Raw genomic sequence first — 21,708 nt, 5'->3', positions numbered from 1 at the left:
ATCCGTCCTGGTTGAAAGTGTCTGGTGTCGCGAAGCTCGGCGGTGCGCCGTCAGACCGGCGCCGCGGCGTCGGCCTGGTACACCTTGTCCAGAACATCGCGCAAGATGTCGAGCGCTTCGTATGCCTCGGTCTCCGTCACCGTCATCGGCGGTGTCACTCGCAGCACGTTGCCCGCCAACCCGCCTTTGCCGATCAGCAAACCAGCGTTGCGGGCTTCGGCCAGCACGGCGTCGGTCTGGCGGACCGCTGGCGTCCGAGTATCCGGCACGATGAGCTCGACACCGATCATCAGCCCGGCACCACGAACTTCACCGATCAGTGGACAGCTACCGGCGAGGGCCTCGAGGCCCTGGCGCAGTATCCGTCCGACATGGTCGGCGTTGGCTTGCAGATCGTGGGACTCGATGTAGTCGAGAACGGCGTTGGCGGTGGTCATGGCGACAGGGTTGCCCCCGGCGGTGGAGATGGAGTTGGCCGTCAGGCAGTCCATCAGGTCGGCTTCGGCCACTACTCCCCCGATGGCGATTCCATTGGCAAGGCCCTTTGCGAATGTGATCGCTTGCGGCCGCACCCCATAGTGCTCGATACCGAAATAGGACCTCCCGGTGCGGCCCCAACCGGACTGGACCTCGTCTGAAACGAAAGGCACGTCGTACTGGTCGAGGACGGTCTTCATCTCGACGAAGAAGTCGTCGGGAGGAGTCGCGAATCCACCGGCACCCTGGATGGGCTCGGCGATATAGCAGGCAATATCACCGGAGGTCGACGTCTCGATCATCGTCTGCAGCTCGTCGCGGCACGCGGCGGTGAACTCGCGGTCCGACAGGTGACCGAACGGGCTCCGGTACTTGTATCCGGAGTGGGCATAGGTGACCTGTAGCGGGCTCAGACTCGATGCGGACCAGCGACGGATACCCGTTGTGGCCGTCGCTCCGAAGGAGCGCCCGTGATAACTCCCGCGAAGGGCGATGACCTGATTGGACGCCCGCGCCGTGGTCGTCAGCAGAAACGCGGTCTCGACTGCCTCGGAGCCGGAATTGACGAAGAAGACCTTGGGGTTATCGACTGGAGCGCGAGCCACAATTTTCTCGGCGAGTTCCACCTGACTCCGGATCAGATAGAGGGTGCTCGAATGCAGAATCCGGTGTGTCTGCCGTTGTATGGCCTCGGTGATCTCCGGGATGTCGTGGCCGACCATAGTCGCGAGGAGTCCGCCGAAGAAGTCGAGGTACGTTCGGCCATCTCCGCCGGTGATGTGTCGGCCCTTACCATCGACCAGTTCGAGTGGGTCATCGTAGTAGGTGGCCATCCAGGTGGGCATCACCGCACGGTGGCGCTCGTGCAGGGTCGGTTCGGTGCCAGCTGCGCTCATTAGTTGATCCTTTGTCTGCCTATTGGTGGCGGCGTCGCAGACGCGTGGCGATGTTTTCGCTGAAGGCAGCAACCAGATCGGTGGCCACCATTGCTTGTCGATAGCCGAAAACGACTGTGGCACAGTGGCGGATGGCGATCGTGGAGTGTCCGAGTTCGTCGTCGACAGCGACGACAGCGGCATACGGCTCGGAGACCGCCACAGTGACCAGCACGTCTGCGGACGGTGGCGTATAGAGCGCTCCCGTTGTCGGGAGCAGGTGTAGCTCCACGCCGACCGCATTCTCGTTCACGGGGAGATCGCCGGTCGGTGCGGCAAGAGCACGGATCAGTCCTGTCGAAGACAGTGTGTTGGCGTTCGGAATCGTTACCTTGCCGTCGTCGACGGACGGATCGTGAACCGTGATCACCGTGTCGGTGCCGACCGATATCGGCCCGGAGTTACCGTCCGTCCGTGGAACGGCGAGAAGATCCACTGAGTCGACGATCGCACTGACGAGCAGCGCCACCCGTGCCCGTCGGTCGGAACTCTCGACGGCTGTCGGCGCAACATTCGTCCACGTCGAGGATAGGTAGCTGACCTCAGCGGGCGAAGGGCCCTCGCGAGGCGTGCGCACGGCGACGGTGGTGTCGCTCGTTGCTGTCGGCGCGTCGTTGATCCACGCGACAAGGCCCGGGTGATCGTCGATCGCCTCGGTCGGTGGGTATTGGATGAATCCGTCGGCGTCGGCGATCGCTTCCATCTCGGTCCCGCGTGCGTCGATCAGTTCGGCGACTGCGTCGAAGCGGTGAACTCGCGCTCCGTCCTCGACAAGTCGCTGCGCAACGGTGACGGTGGTGACATCCAGATACGGCGGCGCAACCAGCTCTCTGGTACGAATCGGGCCGGTCATCGGGCTGAAACCGGGGATTCCATCAGTGTTCGTACCCGGTTGACGATAGTGTCGGTACCAGGTACGACTGCTTGGAGCAGCGACGGTGCTGCGGGAATACGGGCGTCCGGAGTAGCAATCCTGATTGGGGGACGCCGGGTGGCGATTCCTAGCTCGGCGATCGAGGCGAGCACCTCGGCCCCCAGCCCGGCGAACTGATGCGCTTCGTGGACGACCGCAAGGACACCGGTCCTTTCGACGCTCTTGGCAACAGTGTCGATATCGAGCGGCCGAAGCCACCGCATATCGATGACCTCTACGGAGATTCCGTGGTCGCGGTCGAGTTGCTCGGCCGCATCGAGTACCTTGTGCTGGATCGCGCCCCAGGTAGCGATGGTCAGGTCGGTTCCGCTACGCCGTGTAGCCGCGCCACCGGGAATCGGGACCGGGCCGTCCAGGGTCACCGGTTGCCTGGCCGTGTGGTAGAGATTGCGATTCTCGATCACGATGGTTGGGTCGTCGCTCGCGATAGCGGCCAGCAGCAGATCGTGGGCGTCCTGGTGCGTTGCCGGCATACAGACCTCGAGACCAGGTATGTGCGCGAAAAGGGCTTCCAGATTCTGCGAGTGCTGGGCGCAGGCACCGGGTCCGCTCCCCTGCTGGGTGCGGATGGTAAGCGGAGCGGTCAGGGTGCCGCGGTTGATGTACCGGACGTTTGCCGCTTGGTTGACAACTTGGTCGAAAGCGACGAGGGCGAAGTCCGCCCACATGATCTCAACGATGGGGCGCCGCCCAACGAGCGCCGCGCCGACTGCTCCGCCGAGGATGGCGGATTCGGAAATGGGTGTGTCGAATACCCGGTCGCCGAACATCTTGCGCAGTCCCTTGGTGACACCGAACACGCCGCCGGGGATTGCGACGTCCTCGCCGAAGAGCAAGGTCGTGGGGTCGTCGGTCATGGCACGTCGAAGGGCCCGGTTCACGCTCTCGGCGTAGGTAAGATCTTTTCGGGTAGCGTCACGCATAGAGGTGCTCCAGGACGGTCGCGGGATCGGCGAGCGGGGCTTTTTGAGCTTGTTCGCTTGCGGCGCGAACCTCGGTGGTAGCGCGCTCGACGGTCGATTCGATGTGGCGCTTCTCAACGCCCCGTTGCATGAGGGCGGCAGTCAACCGGGCTATGGGCTCGGCAGCTTGAATACGCTCGAGTTCTCCGGCCTGCCGATACTGTTGGGCGTCACCGATGTAGTGGCCGACGATGCGGTCGGTCATGGCCTCGACTACGGTCGGGCCCTTTCCAGCGCGAGCGTGCGCGACTGCGTGTGCCATGGCGCCGCGCACAGCGTCGGTATCGTTGCCGTCTACGCGAACTCCCGGCATGCCGTACGCGGAGGCTCGCTTGAAAAGGCGGTCGGAGGTTGTGGTCGCGGTGATCGGGGTCAGCTCCGACCAGTGGTTGTTCTCGACCACGAATACCACGGGTAGTGACATGACAGCAGCAAAGTTGAATGCCTCGTGCACCGAGCCTTGGTTGACGGCACCGTCGCCGAAGGCGGCCACAGTGACGCGGTTCGAACCGTCGTAACGGGCTGCCAGGGCGGCACCGGCGGCGATAGGTGCTCCTGCGCCGACGATCGAGTTCTCGCCCATCATGCCCACCTCCGGAACGGAGAGGTATGCCGACCCGCCGCGACCACCGTTGACACCGTCTTGTCGGCCCATCAGCTCGGCGAACATCCCGACCATCGGCGCGCCGCAGGCCAGCGCCCAGCCGTGCCCGCGATAGGTCGGAAACACGAGGTCACGTGACAGATCGAGAGCGGCCACGGCACCGGTGTAGATCGCTTCCTGGCCGCTGCACAGGTGCACCGACCCGACGACGACGCCGAGGCCGCGCAAGCGTTCGATCTCTGTTTCGAACTCTCGAATGCGAACCATGGTGCTCAGGTAACCCAGCAGCCGGGCGCTGTCAGCCTCTTGTGTAGGCAGGTACGCCGCTGTTGGTGGGGTGGGGGTCATTGTTCGTGGTCCTCAAGAATGGTCGTCGGCGACGCACATACGTAACCGGGAGGGCGGTGGGGCTAGGCGGGCCGAAAGTTGGATTCGCCCGGGACGCCGGGGATGGTGAGGCGTCCGGTCTTGAGCAGGTTGGTGGCCAGTGCACCCGCTTCCCGGACCTCATTGGCGAGGGTGCTACGCAGCTGGGGGAACCGTGAGACCGGCACCGAAACGGTGAACGAACCAGCCGGCGTGCCGGATGCATCGAAAAATGGGGCCGCCACACAGCAGATGTCGTTCTCGAAGGCTTCGATGTCCAGGGCGTACCCACGGCGCCGGATCGTGTCGAGTTCGACCACCAGGTCCTCGAACGTACCGATCGTGTTCGCGGTCAGCTTCGTCAGTGGCGTTCCATCGAACATCATGCTCACCTGCGCGGCCGGCAGGTAGGCCAGTATCGCTTGGCACGAGGCGCGGGCGTGCATGTTGCCGATGTAGCCGACGTTCAAGTTCTTGACTGTGACCGACTGCACTCCAGTGATCACCTGCTGGCGCAGGATCGTCCCGTGGAACCAGCCACAGACATACGCCGTCTCATGGGTTTTGTTGTGCAGGCGCGTGAGAATCGCGGCAATGTCCGGCGCCGGGGATGTCCGTGCGGCCACGCTCTTGCCGAGCAAAGTTCCGCGTGGCCCGATATCGAACCTTCCGCCGGGTAGCCGCAGCACATAGCCCTCTGAACGCAGTGTGCGAAGTAGGTGGTAGCACGTCGCCGGCTTCAGCCCCAATTGCCGTGCCAACGATTTCGGAGTGGCCGTACCGTTGCGTTCGGCGACCGCTTCCAGGACCGCCAGCCCGCGGACCAAGGTCTGCAGAACAGTCTCGGAAGTGGCCGGTCCGGACGAGTCAGCGGTCGCTTCCGCGTGGTCATCGTTCACGGCAGCGAGTCCCTGTCGGCCGGTTCCGCCCAAGCCACCAGCGCGTGCGCCAAGACCCGCGCGGCTTCGACGACATCGCGTTCGGCGATCTTCTCGTCGGGGCTGTGGGCGTAGCGCATCTCACCCGGCCCGAAAACAACAGTCGCTACCCCGGCGTCCCGCAAAATCCCGGCATCACATCCTGCGGTCATGCCCTCGATCCTCGGCGTTAGGCCCGCGCGGCGGCACCCCTCGGCAAGCGCGGTCACCACCGAGTCGGATTCCGGTGTCTCCCAACTTCGCAGCCCCTGGTTGTTCCATCGAATAACAGGCGGGTGCTCGGTCAGCCACGGATCAGCGGCGGCAACAGCGTCGACGCAGGCGGTCAGGACATCTCGGACGTGGTCCATGCTCTCGCCCGGCATGACGCCGATCCGGCCGGACAGGGTCCCGCGGGCGGGCACCGCAGCGCGCCAGCCACCGATATCGACTGTGCCTATCGCCAGCGGCACGGCACTTGGGAACGGCATCCGCTCGTCGGTCAACATCGCGGCACGCTCGTCGCCGAGTCGCCGCAGGGCGCGATAGATCTCGATGGTCTTCGGACCGGCGTCGATGCCGTGCCACGGCACGGATGTGTGGGCGGCACGGCCCGTCACCTCCACAGTGAAGAAGAGGAGCCCGGACGCAACAGTAACAATGGCTCCAGCGGTGGGCTCGAGAACGATCGTCCCCAGCCTCGAGGGGATCCGCTCGAGCGCTGCACGGGTGCCGATCCCCGTGGTTTCCTCTCCGACCACGAGTTCGACCGCAACATCGAAGGGCAGGTCCACACCAGCTCGATCGAGACCATCCAGCGCCCACAGTGCGGATGCGATGCCCCCCTTCGTGTCGACCGCACCTCTGCCGTGCACGAAGCCATCCGCACGAGCACCCGAGAACGGAGCCCGCTCCCACTGGTCCTCGTCCAAGACGGGAACCACATCCACGTGACCGTTGATCACCACAACCGGCAGTTCTGGTCTACGCACCCGGTAGTACCCGATGACATTCGCACGCTCGTCGATCCGCGGCTCCACCGCACCGGCTTCCGAGTGCGCAACCGCGCTCGACGCCAGTACCTGCCTGTCCACCGGCCATCCCCGGGAGGCGAAGAAGTCGACGTACAGATCGGTGACACTGTCCTCGCTTCCAGTGACACTCGCGCGTGACACTGTGGCGGACAAGAACTCCAACTGTTCGTCCGCCGCGATGTCGATCGAGTCCATCGAAACTCGTTGACTCGAAGAGTGATTGATGTCCGAGATCATGTCTGTGGTCCTTCCGCTGCTCGCTCAATGCGCCAGCGAGAACCATGATCACCAGCACCCGACAGAGAAGTCCAACATATGACGGTTGGGTTCGATTATTTGAAATTCTTCTCTTCGCGATGTCGCTGCCAGGTTCGATGGAAGCCTCTTAGGTCAGTGTGAACTGTGCCATAGCCAGTATTTCAGATAGTCGACATCGTGTTCGCAGCGCTGGTTTTCACGTCACCCCTCGTTCATCTTGTAACGGCAACTACCGAGCAATGAGCTCAGGGAGAAGCAGCCGGTCGATACTCGGGACCACCGCAAAGGCCGTCCGAGATCAGCCCCGCCTCAAGGAAGAGGAACTCATGTGACGAGCCCACTGTCATCCGGCATCGGAGATACCCACCGCCCCGCTCCTAACGGGGCTATCACGGGCACGTTCGGAGCGATGCCGGCGTTCGCTCCGTTATTCGTCCCCGGAGCCGAACAGGCCTCCGTCCGATGGCTCTCGGTGGTCTACCCGACCAGCCGCGACATCGTCGACGCCGTACTCCCGGCACCACTGACCGGCACCCCGATGCCGGAAGTGATCATATGGATCGCCGAGTTTCGTGGCGCACGGTTCACCAACAGCCACGGAAACGTCGAAACTCGCCCCGCCTACATGCAGGGGGGTGTGAACCTACGGTGTCGGCACGAGGGCACCGAGGGCGCCTACGCCGTCGAAACGTTCGTGGAAGGCCTCAATCACGGCATCCTCGGACGGGAGATGTTCGGGCTACCCAAAAAGCAGGTTCGCCATGTCGAACTACACCAGCTGTCCGGGAACGCGACCTTCGGTTTCACCGACGCCCGCGGACACCCCCTGCTTGCCGGCTTCGCCCGTGCGAGCGCCACAGCGGTCGACCAAATCGCCCCGGACTGGTTCGGCACGCAGTACACGGCGAAGCTCATCCCGCGGGCGGACGGCCCCGGCTACGACGTCAGCCGGCTCGTCCGGATACCGTTCGGATTCGATGTGAACGGCCCATTGCAGGCCGGAACAGCGACGTTCGAATGGTCGCCGTCGCCAAGCGACCCACTACATCTCTTCAAACCTCTCGGGGAAGCCAGTGCGGTGTGGGGCGAGGCCCAAATGACCGTCGATTACGGGACCTATGTGGCCGACCTGAACCCCCACGACATCGCCGCCCTCGGAACACCCCAATGGTAAGCCTCAGAAAGACCGCAATGCCTAGTCACAACACCACTCTCGACACTGTCGCACCCGGTATGACCCAGCAGCGACGGCGCGCGATCATCGCCGCCTGTATCGGCAACTTCCTCGAATGGTACGAGTTCGTGCTGTACGGGTATTTCGCCACGATCTTCTCCGTGCTTTTCTTCGTGGACAGTGATCCCACTGTCGCGCTGATGATCACGTTCCTGGTCTTCGGCATCAGCTTCGTCGTCCGACCACTCGGTGGGATCTTGTTCGGGCACATCGGAGATAAATACGGGCGCAAGGTCACCCTCTCATCGATCATCGTCACCATCTCGCTGGCCACGGCGTTGATTGCGGTGGTGCCGTCCTACGCCAGCATCGGCATCGCGGCTCCCATCCTGATCCTGTTGTTGCGATGCTTGCAAGGACTCTCGGCCGGCGGTGAGTGGATGGGAGCCGCCGCGTATGTGGTCGAGTCCGCGCCGGCGCACCGCCGGGCTTTCTACGGCAGCTGGCAGACGATCACCATTACATTGGGAATGTTCACTGCGGCGTTGACGTCGCTCGTCCTGTCCCTCACATTGACGACAGAACAACTGCAGTCCTGGGGATGGCGCGTTCCGTTCCTGGCTGCTTTTCCGCTCGGGATGATCGGTCTCTACATGCGGCTCAAGCTCGAAGAGTCCGTCGAGTTCGACGAAATGAGTCAGACCGAACAGCGAGAGAAGTCTCCGTTGCTCAAGGCGGTCACGGAGAACTGGCGATCAATCCTGCTGGTGTGCGGGCTGGTGTGCTCACCCACCATGTGCACCTACGTCCTGCTGGTTTTCGGCCCTACTTTCCTCAGCAAAGACCTGCACATGAACACTAATGCGGCGCGGGCAGCGTGCCTGGTCGCCATGCTGATACTCGTCGTTCTCGTCGTCTTCTTCGCACGGATCTGCGACCGCGTGGGCCGCAAGCCGTTCGTCGTCTTCGGTGCCATTCTTGTCGCCATCACCGCACCGCTCGGATTCCTCCTGATCCATCAGCGCTCGTTCGCGGCCGTGATCGTCGGTATGGCCCTGATTCTCATCGGAGATGCGATGATGCTGGCGCCACAGCCCGCCCTGTTCTCTGAGCTGTTCCCCACTTCCCGCCGCTACAGTGGCCTCGCGATCGGATACAACCTCGGCGTCGTCCTGTTCGGTGGAGCGGGCCCACTCGTCGCCACCGCACTCATCAAGGCCACGCACTCCACCTACGCCCCCGCGATGTACTTGGTGGCGGGGGCGACTATCAGCCTCGTAGCCGCAGTGCTAGTACCTGAAACGCTCGGAGTTTCGCTGCGCTCAGGCCGCATCGAGACCGCGACGCCAATCGCGGACTGACTGTCGATGCTCGCGCCCGCAGCCGCTAGCGGCTGCGCGTTGACAAATCACGATCCGTTCGCTGGTCCGAACAGTCGAACTGGTATTCCTGCGACGCCGATCGAACAACCTGCGGGATAGGCAGTGCGAGCTTCGCGGCGGTTGTGCGGCGCGCTGGTCGCGACCGCTTCCTGTGAGAAATCAAGAGAAAAGAAGCAAGGATGAGCAAAATCGTTACGGTGGCTGCTGGCCTCGTCGTCGCGGTCGGGATCGCTTGCGGTTCCGCCGGTGCGCAACCCGAAGCGGATGACGCCGTCGGCTTCACAGCCCATGCCACCGACACCCAGTCCATCGTCGAGACCGATGCCGGTGCCATGGTCGTCGAGGACGGTGTGTTCAAGATCAAGGCCGCCGACGGCGCCGTGCTCACCGGTATGCCGCTGAAGTTCCGGGTCGATGACTTCGAGTTCCCGATCGCGGCCGATATCGCCGGTCGCACAGCGACGCTGACTCCGCAGTTCGATATGGCGCACGCGGCCTACAAGCCGGTGGCCCTGCCGTTCGAGGACAAGGCGCCGTGGAAGAACGAATACGACCGTGAGCAGGCCGCCTGGTCCCGCATGACCAGCACCATCACAATGGGCGCCACTCTGGGCACCCTGATCGGTGGTGTCGGCGGCGGCGCCGTCGGTTGCGTGCTCGGTGGTATCGCGGGCGCGACGGTCGCCTCGGCCGCGATCGTCGGCCTGTTCGGTGCGTTCATCCCGGCCGCTGCCATCGGCTGCCTCGGCGGCATCGTCGCCGTCGGCGCGCTCGGCACCCTGGCGGGTCAGATCCTGGTCACCGCTCCGGTGGCGATCGGTGCCGCGATTCAGTACTTCACCACGATCAATCAGCCGCCGGTGGCGCCGGCCAAGTAGATAGTGGGGAGGATCCCAATGGCGTTCGTTGGGGGACACCCGACCCCGTCCGGCTTCACCGCCGGGCGGGGTCACCTTCCGATCCCCGATCAGCCCAACCGGCCGAGCCGGCATTACTACGCAGATTCTCAGCTGCCCAGCAGCGGTGAGCTGGCCTATTACCGCTGCTACGCACCTCAACCCGTGCTGTTGCACAAACTCGTCACCGTCGCCGGTCGTCGTTGGTCGATCGAGGAAAATTTCCAGACCGGCAAGGGCCTGTGCGGGCTGGATGAGCATCAGGTCCGTCGCTGGAGGTCGTGGCGGCGCTGGACGATCCTGGCGATGTTGGCTCACGCCTTCCTCACCGTCCTCGCCGTCACCGAACTGCGCCGCCGTGAGCCCAGACTCGGAGAAAGATCTGATCCCCTTGACCCGAAACGAGATTCGGCACCTGTTCGCCATTCTCGTCGTCAACCCACTCCACAGCATCTGGCACCGGCTCGCATGGTCGACATGGCGACGACGCCACCAACACCGCGCCAAAACAAGCCACTACCAGCGGCGATTGGCTACCACGACATGACAGTCACGAAGTCTGGCTGGAGTAGTACTAGGCACGACGAGTGTTCTGCTCGATACGCGCCAGCTGTTCCAACACCGACCGATACCAGTCGTGGCGACCGCGTCGCTCGAATTCCGGTGCCAACTCCTGGATTCGCTGCCGCAGCGCGGTGACCTCCAGTTCGGTGAGATCATGCCGCCGCCATCGGACAGTGCCATCGGCAGTGCGCTCGAGAAAATGCGCCGCGAACCCGCTGGAGGTCTGCTGGTCGCCGCCAGGACCGTTGCCGAATGCAAGGCTGTGGTCGATACCGCTGATTCGCCCGTCAGAGCTGATCAGCCAGTTTGTCATGCCTCGATCCGGTACTCGCGCAAGCACATCCAGTAGTCCCAGCCGACGCCCGGCCGCGGAGTCGCCGATCTGGATCTGCTGCGTTGACCACACGTTTCCGTAGATGCGACTGGCTACCATCCCTGGCATCACCTCGATGTAGAGGACCGTGGCATTCGTCCTGACTACGTCCGGAACATCGGCACCGACCGCACGTCCGAGCAGCGCGGCCAATTCCTCGGCATCAGCGTGCCGTGGATCGGTGACTTCCTTGCGAATCCGCTGGGTGCCATCGGCATAGGTGATCAGCTCGACGCGCCGAGCCATGTTGACCGCGCCCTCGCTCAACACGGTGCGGCTGACCTCAGGCGCCCTGGAGCTCTCGGCGAACTCCGGCGCCGGAGGATCAGCGCGGCTTGCGGAGCTGGAGAGCAAGTTGTCCGCTAGCTGAAACGGAATGTCCGGGCTTGCCGCCGAGATCGAGTTCTCTGCTCCTTCTGCATCCGAATCCGGTTGAGCTGCAACATAATCAGAGCCGCCCCCTGCGTCGAGACGTTCCGAGATGTCGACGGGGGAGCTATCCGACGTGTCGTTTGAGACCGCCTGCCGGAACATGTGCAGAGCTTCTGCCCATTCCATTTGCAGATCCTCGGCAGCTATCAGCTGCCGCATGTAGTCCTGATCCAGCTGATGCTCGGCACTCAGGATCGAAACCAAGTCGTCACGGTCCTGTGGTCGTTGGGCGTGCCAAGCCATCAGCTTGAAGATGATCATGTCCTCGACCGAGATACGACCGCCGTGCTCGGCAGACCTCTGCACAGCAACGGCCTCCAGCGGATCCTCCACCGGGATCAACTCCACGAGTACTCCATTGAAACGGGTGGCGATCTTGTCGGGCTCCATCCCGATACGGTCGAAAACCTCGACGGGGTAGCCCGATGCGGCAAGCCAGCGCTCGGCTTGCCTGAGGTCGACGACCAGAATGTCGACATCTGCTGTGGGTCGTGGCTGGGCCCGGTAGGCGTTGGCGGCAGCCGCACCGAAGACGGCGGCCTCGATTCCCTCGGTACGTAGCAAGGTCGCGAATTCGTCTGCGACACGGTCGATCTCGTCCGGAGACCGTTCCGATTCCGCGGGTTGGGTGAGCTCCGCTGTGGTGCCGATCTCCTGTGTGCTCGAGAGTTCGTAGAGGGCCTGCTGGCCTTCGGAAGGCGCGATGCCCTCGTGCAGGACGGCCGCGAAGGATTGGGCGAGCGCCCGATCATGGTCGAGGTCACCGTAGTCTGTGTAGCTGCCCGCCGGGAATTGGCGGGTCTCCCAGTTGGAGTAATCCTGGTCGGGCGCCACCTGCTGATGGCGCTGAGCCAGCGTCTCCTCGATCCGATCGTGCATGGTGTAGCCGTCTGCCGCCGCAGCCAACCCATGGCAGAGCTCATTCAGTGCGGCGCCGTAATAGGGCCGGCCCGGCACACCGACCTGATCCCCGAACTCCACCTCCTCGGCCCAGCGCTGCCTGAATTCGGTCGGATCGGTGATGCATGAATCGCTGATAGTCAGTGTGCCTGCAGCGAATACCGCGAATTCGTGCTCTGCCAGTGGCCCGATTCGGACCGCCCTCAGACCGAGTTCGGGATGGGCCGTTCGTGCGGCCGATACCGCGGCCTCGATCTCACGCGCCGTTTCCACGGTGAGGCCGGCCTGATCGAATCCGGCGACCGTGAGCCGGTGGTGGTTCTCGAGCAGGTCGATAACCGCAGGCACTGAATCCGCTTGTTGAAGTCCGGATTGCCTGCCCTCGGGCGCCGGTTGATGGCCGGGATCACCAGCGGGGCGGTCGGAGAAGCCGATTCGGGGGTCGCGGATGAACATCGCCTGCTGGGCGCCGAGTTCACCCTCGGCGATCCGATCGAGTGCCGAAGTCGAGTGGCCGGTCCGCGCCCGGCCGGCGTCGTCGGTATCGTGTGGATTCGATGTATTCGGCTGTGGCCCAGTGGATTCGGGATCCTGATTATCCTCTCGCGGCCGGTCGAACTCGACGTAAACCCGTTTGCGCCAGCCCTCGACCCACTCGGCGTCCGAGTCGGTCAGCACCTGCGAGCCGTGCCGGTCGGTGTAGAGCGCCAGCAGCGCAATGCCCATACCTCCGGTAGATGCCGCCGTGGGCATGGCGCGTTCCGGGATATCGGTGAGGTCGGTGTCGTAGACCTCCACACTCAGCCATTGCCGCTCACCGACGCCCCAGACGCGCACCACCACCCGGACCGGGCCTCCGCTGTGCCGCACCGCATTCGTGACCACTTCGGTAGCCGCGAGGTGGATGCGCTGCAAGTCGGCTGCCGGCCAGGCGATCGGCGCGGCGACTACCTGCTCGACCCCACGACGTACCTGTTCCGGGCCCGTATTGTCGTCGGCTGGTATCCACACGACTGTTCCCGCCAGCACGGTCGGCTGGCCGGGCTCGTGCTGCACTGCCCAATCCACCGGCTCCAGTTCGACGCCCGCAGGTTCGAGCCATTGGGTCAGGCGGTCGTGCAAGGCATCGAGGATCCGATCGATGCGCGCCGTCTCGATCCCCCGATCGATTGTGGCGTAGCGGGCCGTAATCGTGTCATTGACTTGCTCGAATACCAGGGTGGCCGAACCGGGTTCGCCACGAACCGGGTTGAGCGTCAAGGTCACCGACAATCCGTTTTCGATCCGTTCATGCAACGAGACATTCACCCAGAAGTCGTCGCCACTGCCACGGAACAAATCGAGCGCCATGGGGGGCAGCTTGATGAGATCCTGCGGTGTCGCGAGTGGTGGCTTGTAGGAGCGTTCACCTAAATCCGGCCACAGTGTGCCTTGGCTTTCGGCGTAGCGGAAATTGACGGCCGACAAGTCGATGCCGTGTCCGGTCAGCTCATACCGCAGCTGGGCAACAAATTTCGGGTCGGAGCTGGCGGCGAAGAACGTCCCACTGGCAGGGACCACGGACACCAGCCGGCCTTCTGAGACATGCCATGTTCCGAATGCGGCCGGTGCGTCAGCTACGGAGGGGAACGATCGCCACAGGTCGATGTGGTCACCGTCCGTGCTGACATGGAAATCGCCTGGCGTGCTGCCCATCAAAAAGTTGTCGCCGATGCGACGGGTGTTGTACGGCTCGCCGTCGGGGCCGTGGAACAACCCGTCCGGTCCGAGTGTGATCGTGGTGATGGTGTACGGCTCGGCTGGGCCGTCGTCGCCGAAGTCGTACAGTTGGGCGACCTGGTAGGTCGGCCGACTCGGCGGCAGTTGCACCGACCGTTGGCCAGGATGTACCGGTTCGAACCCAGATCCGAGACCAGGGGGTTCGGCTGTGCCCGGCGTTGCGCCAGAGTCCTCGCCAGGGGGCGACGGCGATTGTCGAGGTCGGCTGTCACTGGGCCGCGGTTGATGGCCGGGAGAACCGGAGGGGCGGTCGGAGTAGCCGATTCGGGGGTCGCGCATCGCCTGCGGGGCGCCGAGTTCACCCTCGGCGATCCGGTCGAACACTGAAGCCGAGGGGGCGGAAGCATCAGGGCGAGAAGCCATTTCGGAGGAACCGGTGGCGACCGAGATGGTGAATGTCTGGGTCCATGCTGGGACTTCGGTCGGGATCACCTTGGCGTTGTGGTGCGCGGACTGGGTGATCCGTACCCGCACGGTTCGCCGCCCTGCAGTTTCGGTCGTCCTGACATTGACCGTGACGTCTCCGTCGCCTCTGCGCAGTGCGCTGCGGAGTCGGTCGCCTAGCTCCGAGTAGGCCGAAATGGACTGTTTGATCGAGTAACCGTCGAGGTGTGGCGCAAACAGTTTCAGCACCCGGTCCACACCATCGATGTCACCGTGGGCGAGGGTGATCGGGAAGTGACCGCGCGGTGGCAGGAACGGCGGCGGAACCGGAATCTCGGGCACGAACTCCGGGGCCATCGGGCGGCGGCCGGTGAGCCGGCCCCACATGCTCTGGCGAGCCATCGGACCGTCCAGGTGCGGACGAATGCTGTCGCAGTCGTAGCCCAGGGTCTTGGTGACGTACAGGTGGGCTTGTTCCCAAATGAGGTCGGACAGCGTGTCGCCCGCCTTGTTGGTGCTGGTCTGCGCATCCAGGAATTCGGCTTCGGCGAGGGCGGCTTCCAGCAGGATGATGTCGAAGCGCTTCGGTTCGTTATCGATGAGCCGCTGGCAGGCGCGCGCGACATCGGCCACCTGGTCCAGTTGCCCGATCGTGCCGTCGGCGAACCGCATATTGTCGTGCAGCAGGTGGTCGAAGATGCGGTGCAATCGGGCCATGAGCTTATCGATGGGCAACGGGCGTCCGTTGGCGTCGGTCAGCCACCGCGATCCGTCTGGGCGCAAGGGAATGCTCGAGCCAGTGGTATCCAGTGTCCATATTTTGGATTGCACCCAGGACCCGTCTCCACCCAGATATCGCTCCACGGAATCCGGGTCTTTCAGGGCATTTTCGGCTATCTTGGCGATCCATCTGTCGTCTGATCGGAGATCGTCGTAAACCTGAGCTGCCCATGCTTCGACCGCTTCCCAGCGCGCGCGCTCCGCGAGCAAGCGTCGCGCGTAGCCAGCCTCGCCCGCTGCTGTCAGTTCATGGATCGGGTCGAGTGGTCGGAGATCGTCGTAAACCTGAGCTGCCCATGCTTCGACCGTTTTCCAGCGCGCGTGCTTCGCGTGCTCGCGTCGCGCGTAGCCAGCCTCGCCCGCTGCTGTCAGCTCATGGATCGGGTCGAGTGGGTTGATCGTTTGCGCCACGGTGTGCATAGGTTGCGCTCCGCTGACTCCGGTGATGAAGAACGGGTAGGAGCCGAGCCGTTTGATGATCGGAATATTGTGGCGCAGCCCCGCTTTCCGGTTATGCCGCGCGATGGCCTGGTCGATGATGGTGGGGTCGATGCCCTCCGCGGCAAGGTCGGCGCGCAACTCCTGAGCGGATAGCCCGCGATCTGGGGACCACTTCCCGTCCGACGCCCACCTGGTCATCCGGAGTATCGCATTAGCCAGCCAGGGCCGGTTCTGGAAGAACGCCGTGATCCACTGCTGCTTGGGTGCGCGCATGAACAAGATCCGGAACCAGGTATTGGCGTTGTGCGCCAGCATGCCTGCCTGCTGTTCGAACACCTCCTCCTCGTGAATGCCGAGCGGAAGCCAGTAGGGAGGACTCGAGAACGGCGGCGCGCCCGGCATCACGCCCGACGCGTACTTTCCGTCTGGTATGGGGCCCAGGATCGGGTCCAGCCCATCCGGGATCAGGTGGTCCTGAATGTATTTCTGTGGCATTCCGTCGCTCTGCAACAGTCCCGCGATTGGATCCACCGTGCCGCGGGTGCCCCACACGAAGGTGAACGGGTCCTTGGGCAGGATGTACGGGTCCGGTTCTTTCTTCGGTCCGCTCTCTGGTACCGGCGCCTTATTGCTGGAGATCTCGACCGGCCCGATCGGCTCCGCCGGCCCGCTCTCGACCAGAGGGCCGGCGGGGATAGGGATGGGCCTTAATGCGCCGTCCGAATCCGCCCACCACAGTGGGCCATGCGAGGTCCATCCTCGCGTCGATTCGGCTAGGTCGCCGAATGTTGGTGATGGCAGATCAACATGATGCACGGTGCCGTCGGGCTCGGCGGTGAACGCCTGGAATCGAGCGTTGGCGCCCATCTGGATCATCGTCCGCAGCTCACCGTGTATCTGCAGTCCTGCCTCGAGCGCTGTGTCGAGGTCGGTGGCGCTGTCGTTGCGGGTTCCGGTCACGATAATGGTTGCCGCACCGCCGTATCCGACGATCGCGATGCGGTCGCTGATTCGGCGAGCACCAGCTTCGTGTAGGGCGGCGAACGCCGCACGGCGATCTGCGAGGTGTTCTGCCTGTCGCTGTGCCTGCTGTATCTGCTCATTTGCCGCGACCGCGACCGGATCGATTCGGCTGGGTACGGGCCCGAGCTGCTGCGCCAGTGCGGCAAGCCGACCCTGCGTCGCACGGAGCCGGTTGTCGGTCGCGGCGCGCCGGGTGCGCAGACCGGTCACTTCCTCAGAAGCGGTAGTGGGGGAAGGGGTTGCGGCCGTGAGAGCGTGCCAGCGGCCGGTGCAGTCCTGCCACTCGGTGTGCTCGACATGGACCCGCCCGCGGGCGCGCCGAGTGCGTGTCGCCAGCCGCACCGGGCTGTCCTTGCCGACCTCGATGATCATCTTCTTGCCGCGTGCCGAATAGTCCCCCCCGAGGACCTTCGGGCCGCCGTCCCAATAGTCCCCGCCGAACTCGTACAGTTTGTAGCCGCGCTTACCGTTGCTCATCGGCTCCGGCGCCTGCCACACGTTGCGGCGCACTTTCGGCCCGTCGAGCTCGGTTACGTTGCCGTCCTCATCGACATGCCCGGCGAGCTGGGATATGTTGCCGTCCAGGTCGACTCGCCGATAGAGCACGGGAACTCCGAATGCCAGCGCGGCGGCAACTTCCGGGTGCCGCAGGCTTTCCCCGAACCTCCGATCGTGCTCGACCGGCCCCGAGCCCGGGGCCGGGTGGGCGCCGAGCACCAGGATGCCTTGCGCTGTGCCGTCGGCGCCGTGCACCAACCCGACTGCGTCGGTCACCGGCCGCGCACCCAGCGCCGCCAACGTCGCGCCCCATTGCCCGGACAACCCGGCGATCGACTCGTCCAGATGCGTCAATTCCTCTGTGCACGTGGCAATTTCATCCTGGGCCTGCATCAGCTTCAATGCCTCGGCGTCCTGCGCAGGTGACACTCCGGCCTGCCGTAGCAGCTGGGTGCGAATCGCCAGCAGCGCCCGCAAGCGCTGCGCTACACCAGCTGCCTCACGCGCCAACGCGTCGTAGTCCGAGCGATAATCGCCAGCCGATGCGCTGTCGAACGACGTATCCAGTATTTCCGTTGTCGTGGCCTCGGCCGGTGTACCGTGCACGGTCGTCGTGATCGCGGTATCTGCCTTGCCGTCGGCGCGGATATCGACACGAACGTGGTGGTACCGCACCGTGATTCCGTCTTGCTCCAGCGCGGCCAGCTGTTCGGTACTCAGGGCGGCGGCCTCGGCGGGGGTTCCGACTGGGATCACCACCTCGACCGCGGCGTCGGTCACCCGTATCCAGTCGCCGATCGGGACCCCGTCGATCCGCTTCAGTTCTTTGTGCGCGGCCTTGGTGGTCGCCTCGGCGCGGAGAATGTTCTCGGTGTCGGCTGCTTCGTCGTAGGCGTCGAACGCGTCCTGCAGGTGGGACAGGTCGGCCTGCTCGGTCTCGGTCAAGTGGGCGTCGGCCGCGCCGATCGCGGCCACCTCGGTACGCAGTTGCGACGGGCTCAGCCGAGCGGCCGAATCGATGCCGAATAGCCGCTCGGCGGCGGAACGCACGGCTGCCAGACGAGTCCCCGCTTCCTCTTGGGCCCGCACCACCTGAACCGCGAGCCCGCGCACCGTGGCCTGGGTGTCTGGGGTGCGTTTCGGGGGAGGGACGAACACCGCTCTTTCGGGGATCGCGTCAGCCGTGGCAGGTGGTTGCTCGGCGACACCGCGCGAACACCAGGCTCGGCCATACTCGTCGACGTCGATATCCCAGTATTCGACGGTGGTGTCAGGACCAGACAGCTCAAGGATGTTCCAGCCCAAGAGGGCACGCGCTCCGAGCGGTGAGGTAACCACCAATCGCGCCGAAACCCCCGGAACCACCACGGTTTTCGTCTCAGCGGCGACGGTCAACTGCTCCAGTACCGTGACCGCGTCGGTGTACCGCTGGTACGCAGCGGCGAGTTCGTCGCGCACCGTAGTTGGGTATGCCGACAGCTGCTGCCGTACCACGTGCGACGAAAGCCCAGGAGACTCCAGCTCGTTCAGCGTGACTCCGTGCTGCCGCGCCAACTCCAGCAACTCTTTCAGCGCGGCGTCGCGATGCTCGCCGGCCGCGAGCATCCGGTCGATCGGCACTGTGGCGATCTGCACGGTCGCGGGGGGACCGGGCTCACGCCACACGCCCTTGATCTCGTGGTGGTCGGCGTCTTTGACCCGAACCAAGCCTTGCGTCAGTACCTCTTCGGCCTGGCGGCGCGCCTGCGTCCGAAGTCGCAAAACCGTGTCCGCGGCCTCGGCGTAGGCGTCATAGGCGGCCCGCAACCGCCGGAGTTCTATCCGGTTGAACAGCTGCCCGATCAGCGGACCCTTGCGGGCGATCTCCTCGTCGACGGCCTGCCACAGCTGGCGCGGGAGGGCATCGCGATCGACCACCACGGCGAACCTCGAATTCCGCACAGCGAGACGGAATTCGGCCGCCTCCCGCCGTGCCGCCCTCTGCGCCTGGTCGAGGTCGCTTTGCAGCTTCCTGTCGGGGGGAATCATGGTGCGCGGCCCCAAACCCCCGGCCTCCGGCGGATCAGTGGACCCGCTCTGTTCCTGCCCGTCGGCCCACCCGCCGACGCGCGAGATCGGCGCGGCTACTCCGGGCCGCGCGGCGGACGGCTGCCCGGGCACCAACTTGTTCTCGGGCGTACCGCCACTGTCGAAGACGATCCCGTACACCGCACCACGCATGTAGGTGCCGGGCTGGTAAAGCGTCCGACTCTCGACCGTGCCGAAACTTTCGTACACCATCACGTCCTTACCCTTCCGGTACAGGGTGATGGCGTGCGCGCCGACGATATCGGCGTTGCTGCTCGCATATTCGATCGCAACGATCACGCTCTTGCCCTCAGCGCGCACCAGATCGGCCACTACGTCGAGCGAGGCGAAGCCGCCCTCGTGCCAGTCGCCGCCGACTGACTCGGCGAGTTCGGGACCGGAGTTGCCGGCGGCCCGCTTCCCACCAGCGTTCGCGTCCAACCGGTGGTTGAGTTTGACGTTGAGGTTTTTCGCGGCGTTTTCCGCGGCCCGGGCTGCGCAGTTGTAGAGGGCGCTGCCGCCGAAGGCGCTGTCCAGCTGGCCCATGGTCGCGGTGGCGTGTGAATCGTCTCCGGACGTCCGTAGCCCGAGTAACGAGTCCTCGGTGTCACCTGTCGGCACCCCCATGGGCTCGACAGCGGACGCGGCACCGGATATCGCGAATGTCGGCAGACCTCCTTCAACCAGCTCATTGTCGGACGGCGGAGCGGCCACGGCCTCTGAGTCGGTGCGGCCGGCGCGCACTGCTCCCGCGAGCTCGCCGTGCGCCGCCTCGGTTGCCGCGCTTGCTCTGGCGATGGCGTCGGCGGAGTCCTCTGGCGCGACGAGCTGTGCGGAGATCCCGTGGAGCGCAGGCTCGGCGTCTCGATCAGCTTCTGGCTGTTCAGATTTCGGCATTGCCTGACCGGCCGAACGGGCAGGTGAGCCGATGGGGGCGGCAATCCCGCCAAGCGGCTGACCGGCAGCTGGCGGTATAGCGTCGAATGCCGGTGCTGCCGTGTCTGCTTCTTCACCGACCGGCGAGCTTTCGGTCAGTGGACCATCTGCGGCGACGGTTTCGCCGAAATCGACCAGTTCGCCGTCAACGGCTCCAGGCAACTCCGCACCCGTCGGCGCGCTGTCGGCCAACGGCCCGGTCCATATCTCGGGCGCTGCCCCGGAGATCAGATGGCCGGAGTCCAGAGGTGCCGAGACGATTCCCTGCGTACCCATCGGCGCACTGTCGCCCAATGGGCCATCGAGCGCTGTGGCCCGCGCTCCCTCGAAATCAGCTTCGGTGTCTTCGGAAGCTTCCACATCGCGCTGCCGGTGGTCCTCGGGCAGTGCTTCGGAGACTCCGGCCTGCACGGGCGCGGACTTCCCGGTAGCTGCAACTGGCCCGGATCGGTTGGCTTCCGGTGTTGCCGTGGCGAATCCCTTCGGCGACGGTGCGGATTCGGGCTTGGAAACGGCTCCGTCGGCGGGGAAAGTGGATTGTTCGTCATAGCGCTCGCCGTCATAGTTTTGCGGCCCGTCGTGTTCGGAGAATCCGAACCTGTATCCGGAAACCATGCCGGGAGTGCCGCTCGCCAGCGCGGGGGATAGCCAGTCTTTCAACGTCATCTGCCCGAGTTGCCCGGTGACGGCGTTGACCGCCAGTGCACCGGCCAGTCCGGCCCCGCCGCCGATCGCCAGGCTTCTCAGACCGTCGGCTGCCCGGGTTCGGAACGGACGGTTGCCGAACGCCGGCGTCATCTTGCCGAACACCTTCTCGACCCCGTGGTGCAAACCGAACCCGGCTATGCCACCAGCACCGCCGCCGAGTGCGTTGAGACCGACGTTTTCCCAGAACTTGCCGTCGGAGAACTTGTGGTCGTATCCCGCCGCCGTGGTGGTGGCATGCACGATGACGTCCTCGATGACGCCTTGGGCTATCTCTTCGAGCGTTTCATCCAGAACTTCGTAGAGGAGTTTCGAGAGCGCCTTCTCCGAGATCTTGGCGATGAGCTTCTCGACGTAGGTCCCCGCGAATTTCGTGGCGAGTTTGCGGACCATTCGGGAGATGGCTGCGAGCACACCTTTGCCCATGGCCGCGAACCAGATGCGGGTGCGAATACAGGACTGCACCTTTTCCGCGACCCCCGCCGGCCCCATGGTGTACGAGAGATACATCTCGCTCGCCCAGATCCCCAGCGCGACATAGGAGGAGACGTCCGCGGCGAAGACCTGCCCGGCGAACTGGCGACAGCCATCGGCGAGTCCGCCGATGCCTTCGGCGAGCACGGCGAGCGAGGAATCTCCACTGCGCAGCTCCTCGAGGCTCTCCGCTAGTTTGTCGGCGCCGTCACTGGAGCCGTACGCCTCGATAGTTTTCGCGATGGCATCATCGAGATCGTTGTCGATGACGTCTTGGACCATGCCCTGTATCTCGCCCAGATCCGTTGCCAACCGGTCGAGCTGGTCGGCATTTCCCTCCGGCCAGTCAGCGCCGACCACCCACTCGACCATCTCGACCAGCGCCGCCCACTCGGGGATTTTGTCACTCATGG

At 64.5% G+C, this 21,708-nt stretch carries 10 protein-coding genes and 1 pseudogene; 4 read left to right on the top strand and 7 right to left on the bottom strand.

What is annotated here, in order from left to right; genetic code table 11:
- Positions 1–50 precede the first annotated feature (50 nt).
- The 6 genes from AB0L63_RS26995 to AB0L63_RS26970 form a co-directional block, all read right to left on the bottom strand.
- The gene (locus tag AB0L63_RS26995; RefSeq protein WP_364505983.1) at positions 51–1,373 is read right to left on the bottom strand and encodes an aspartate aminotransferase family protein; all 1,323 of its coding nucleotides are present in this window, start codon (positions 1,371–1,373) and stop codon (positions 51–53) included.
- A gap of 19 nt (positions 1,374–1,392) precedes the next feature.
- Complete coding sequence (locus AB0L63_RS26990) at positions 1,393–2,265, bottom strand: hypothetical protein (protein ID WP_364505980.1); 873 nt, start codon at positions 2,263–2,265, stop codon at positions 1,393–1,395.
- Positions 2,262–3,203, bottom strand: a complete 942-nt coding sequence (locus tag AB0L63_RS26985; protein ID WP_364505977.1) for a transketolase C-terminal domain-containing protein — start codon at positions 3,201–3,203, stop codon at positions 2,262–2,264. Before AB0L63_RS26985 ends, AB0L63_RS26990 begins: the two co-directional genes overlap by 4 nt.
- 58 nt (positions 3,204–3,261) lie before the next feature.
- Positions 3,262–4,260, bottom strand: coding sequence for a thiamine pyrophosphate-dependent dehydrogenase E1 component subunit alpha (locus AB0L63_RS26980; protein ID WP_364505974.1), 999 nt, complete (start codon positions 4,258–4,260; stop codon positions 3,262–3,264).
- 62 nt (positions 4,261–4,322) lie between these two features.
- A complete protein-coding gene (locus tag AB0L63_RS26975; protein WP_364505971.1) occupies positions 4,323–5,177 on the bottom strand; it encodes an IclR family transcriptional regulator in 855 nt (284 codons plus the stop codon).
- Complete coding sequence (locus tag AB0L63_RS26970; protein ID WP_364505968.1) at positions 5,174–6,424, bottom strand: M20/M25/M40 family metallo-hydrolase; 1,251 nt, start codon at positions 6,422–6,424, stop codon at positions 5,174–5,176. Before AB0L63_RS26970 ends, AB0L63_RS26975 begins: the two co-directional genes overlap by 4 nt.
- 472 nt (positions 6,425–6,896) lie before the next feature.
- On the opposite strand from AB0L63_RS26970, the gene AB0L63_RS26965 reads away from it, so the two are divergent.
- The 4 genes and pseudogenes from AB0L63_RS26965 to AB0L63_RS26950 form a co-directional block, all read left to right on the top strand.
- Positions 6,897–7,661 carry an acetoacetate decarboxylase family protein gene (locus AB0L63_RS26965; protein ID WP_364505965.1) on the top strand — a complete coding sequence of 255 codons (765 nt, stop codon included), beginning with the start codon at positions 6,897–6,899 and terminating at the stop codon, positions 7,659–7,661.
- A gap of 17 nt (positions 7,662–7,678) precedes the next feature.
- Positions 7,679–9,022 carry an MFS transporter gene (locus AB0L63_RS26960; RefSeq protein ID WP_364505963.1) on the top strand — a complete coding sequence of 448 codons (1,344 nt, stop codon included), beginning with the start codon at positions 7,679–7,681 and terminating at the stop codon, positions 9,020–9,022.
- Positions 9,023–9,222: 200 nt separating this feature from the next.
- Positions 9,223–9,921, top strand: coding sequence for a hypothetical protein (locus tag AB0L63_RS26955; RefSeq protein WP_364505960.1), 699 nt, complete (start codon positions 9,223–9,225; stop codon positions 9,919–9,921).
- 138 nt (positions 9,922–10,059) lie between these two features.
- A pseudogene (locus tag AB0L63_RS26950) lies at positions 10,060–10,486 on the top strand (IS701 family transposase); the annotation flags it as partial.
- A gap of 27 nt (positions 10,487–10,513) precedes the next feature.
- Here the strand turns inward: AB0L63_RS26950 and AB0L63_RS26945 are convergent.
- On the bottom strand, positions 10,514–21,706 hold the full coding sequence (locus AB0L63_RS26945; protein ID WP_364505956.1) for an ATP-binding protein: 11,193 nt from the start codon (positions 21,704–21,706) through the stop codon (positions 10,514–10,516).
- Positions 21,707–21,708: the final 2 nt, after the last annotated feature.

The organism is Nocardia sp. NPDC051990 (assembly GCF_040680755.1).
Taxonomy (GTDB): Bacteria; Actinomycetota; Actinomycetes; order Mycobacteriales; family Mycobacteriaceae; genus Nocardia.
The sequence above is the reverse complement of the archived record's forward strand: the minus strand, read 5'-3'. Positions and strand labels throughout refer to the sequence as shown.

What these genes read in the sequence shown, in the direction of transcription:
- AB0L63_RS26995 (WP_364505983.1), bottom strand. Translation starts at nt 1,373, where the DNA reads ATGAGCGCAGCTGGCACCGAACCGACCCTGCACGAGCGCCACCGTGCG.
- AB0L63_RS26990 (WP_364505980.1), bottom strand. Translation starts at nt 2,265, where the DNA reads ATGACCGGCCCGATTCGTACCAGAGAGCTGGTTGCGCCGCCGTATCTG.
- AB0L63_RS26985 (WP_364505977.1), bottom strand. Translation starts at nt 3,203, where the DNA reads ATGACCGACGACCCCACGACCTTGCTCTTCGGCGAGGACGTCGCAATC.
- AB0L63_RS26980 (WP_364505974.1), bottom strand. Translation starts at nt 4,260, where the DNA reads ATGACCCCCACCCCACCAACAGCGGCGTACCTGCCTACACAAGAGGCT.
- AB0L63_RS26970 (WP_364505968.1), bottom strand. Translation starts at nt 6,424, where the DNA reads ATGGACTCGATCGACATCGCGGCGGACGAACAGTTGGAGTTCTTGTCC.
- AB0L63_RS26965 (WP_364505965.1), top strand. Translation starts at nt 6,897, where the DNA reads ATGCCGGCGTTCGCTCCGTTATTCGTCCCCGGAGCCGAACAGGCCTCC.
- AB0L63_RS26960 (WP_364505963.1), top strand. Translation starts at nt 7,679, where the DNA reads ATGCCTAGTCACAACACCACTCTCGACACTGTCGCACCCGGTATGACC.
- AB0L63_RS26955 (WP_364505960.1), top strand. Translation starts at nt 9,223, where the DNA reads ATGAGCAAAATCGTTACGGTGGCTGCTGGCCTCGTCGTCGCGGTCGGG.
- AB0L63_RS26945 (WP_364505956.1), bottom strand. Translation starts at nt 21,706, where the DNA reads ATGAGTGACAAAATCCCCGAGTGGGCGGCGCTGGTCGAGATGGTCGAG.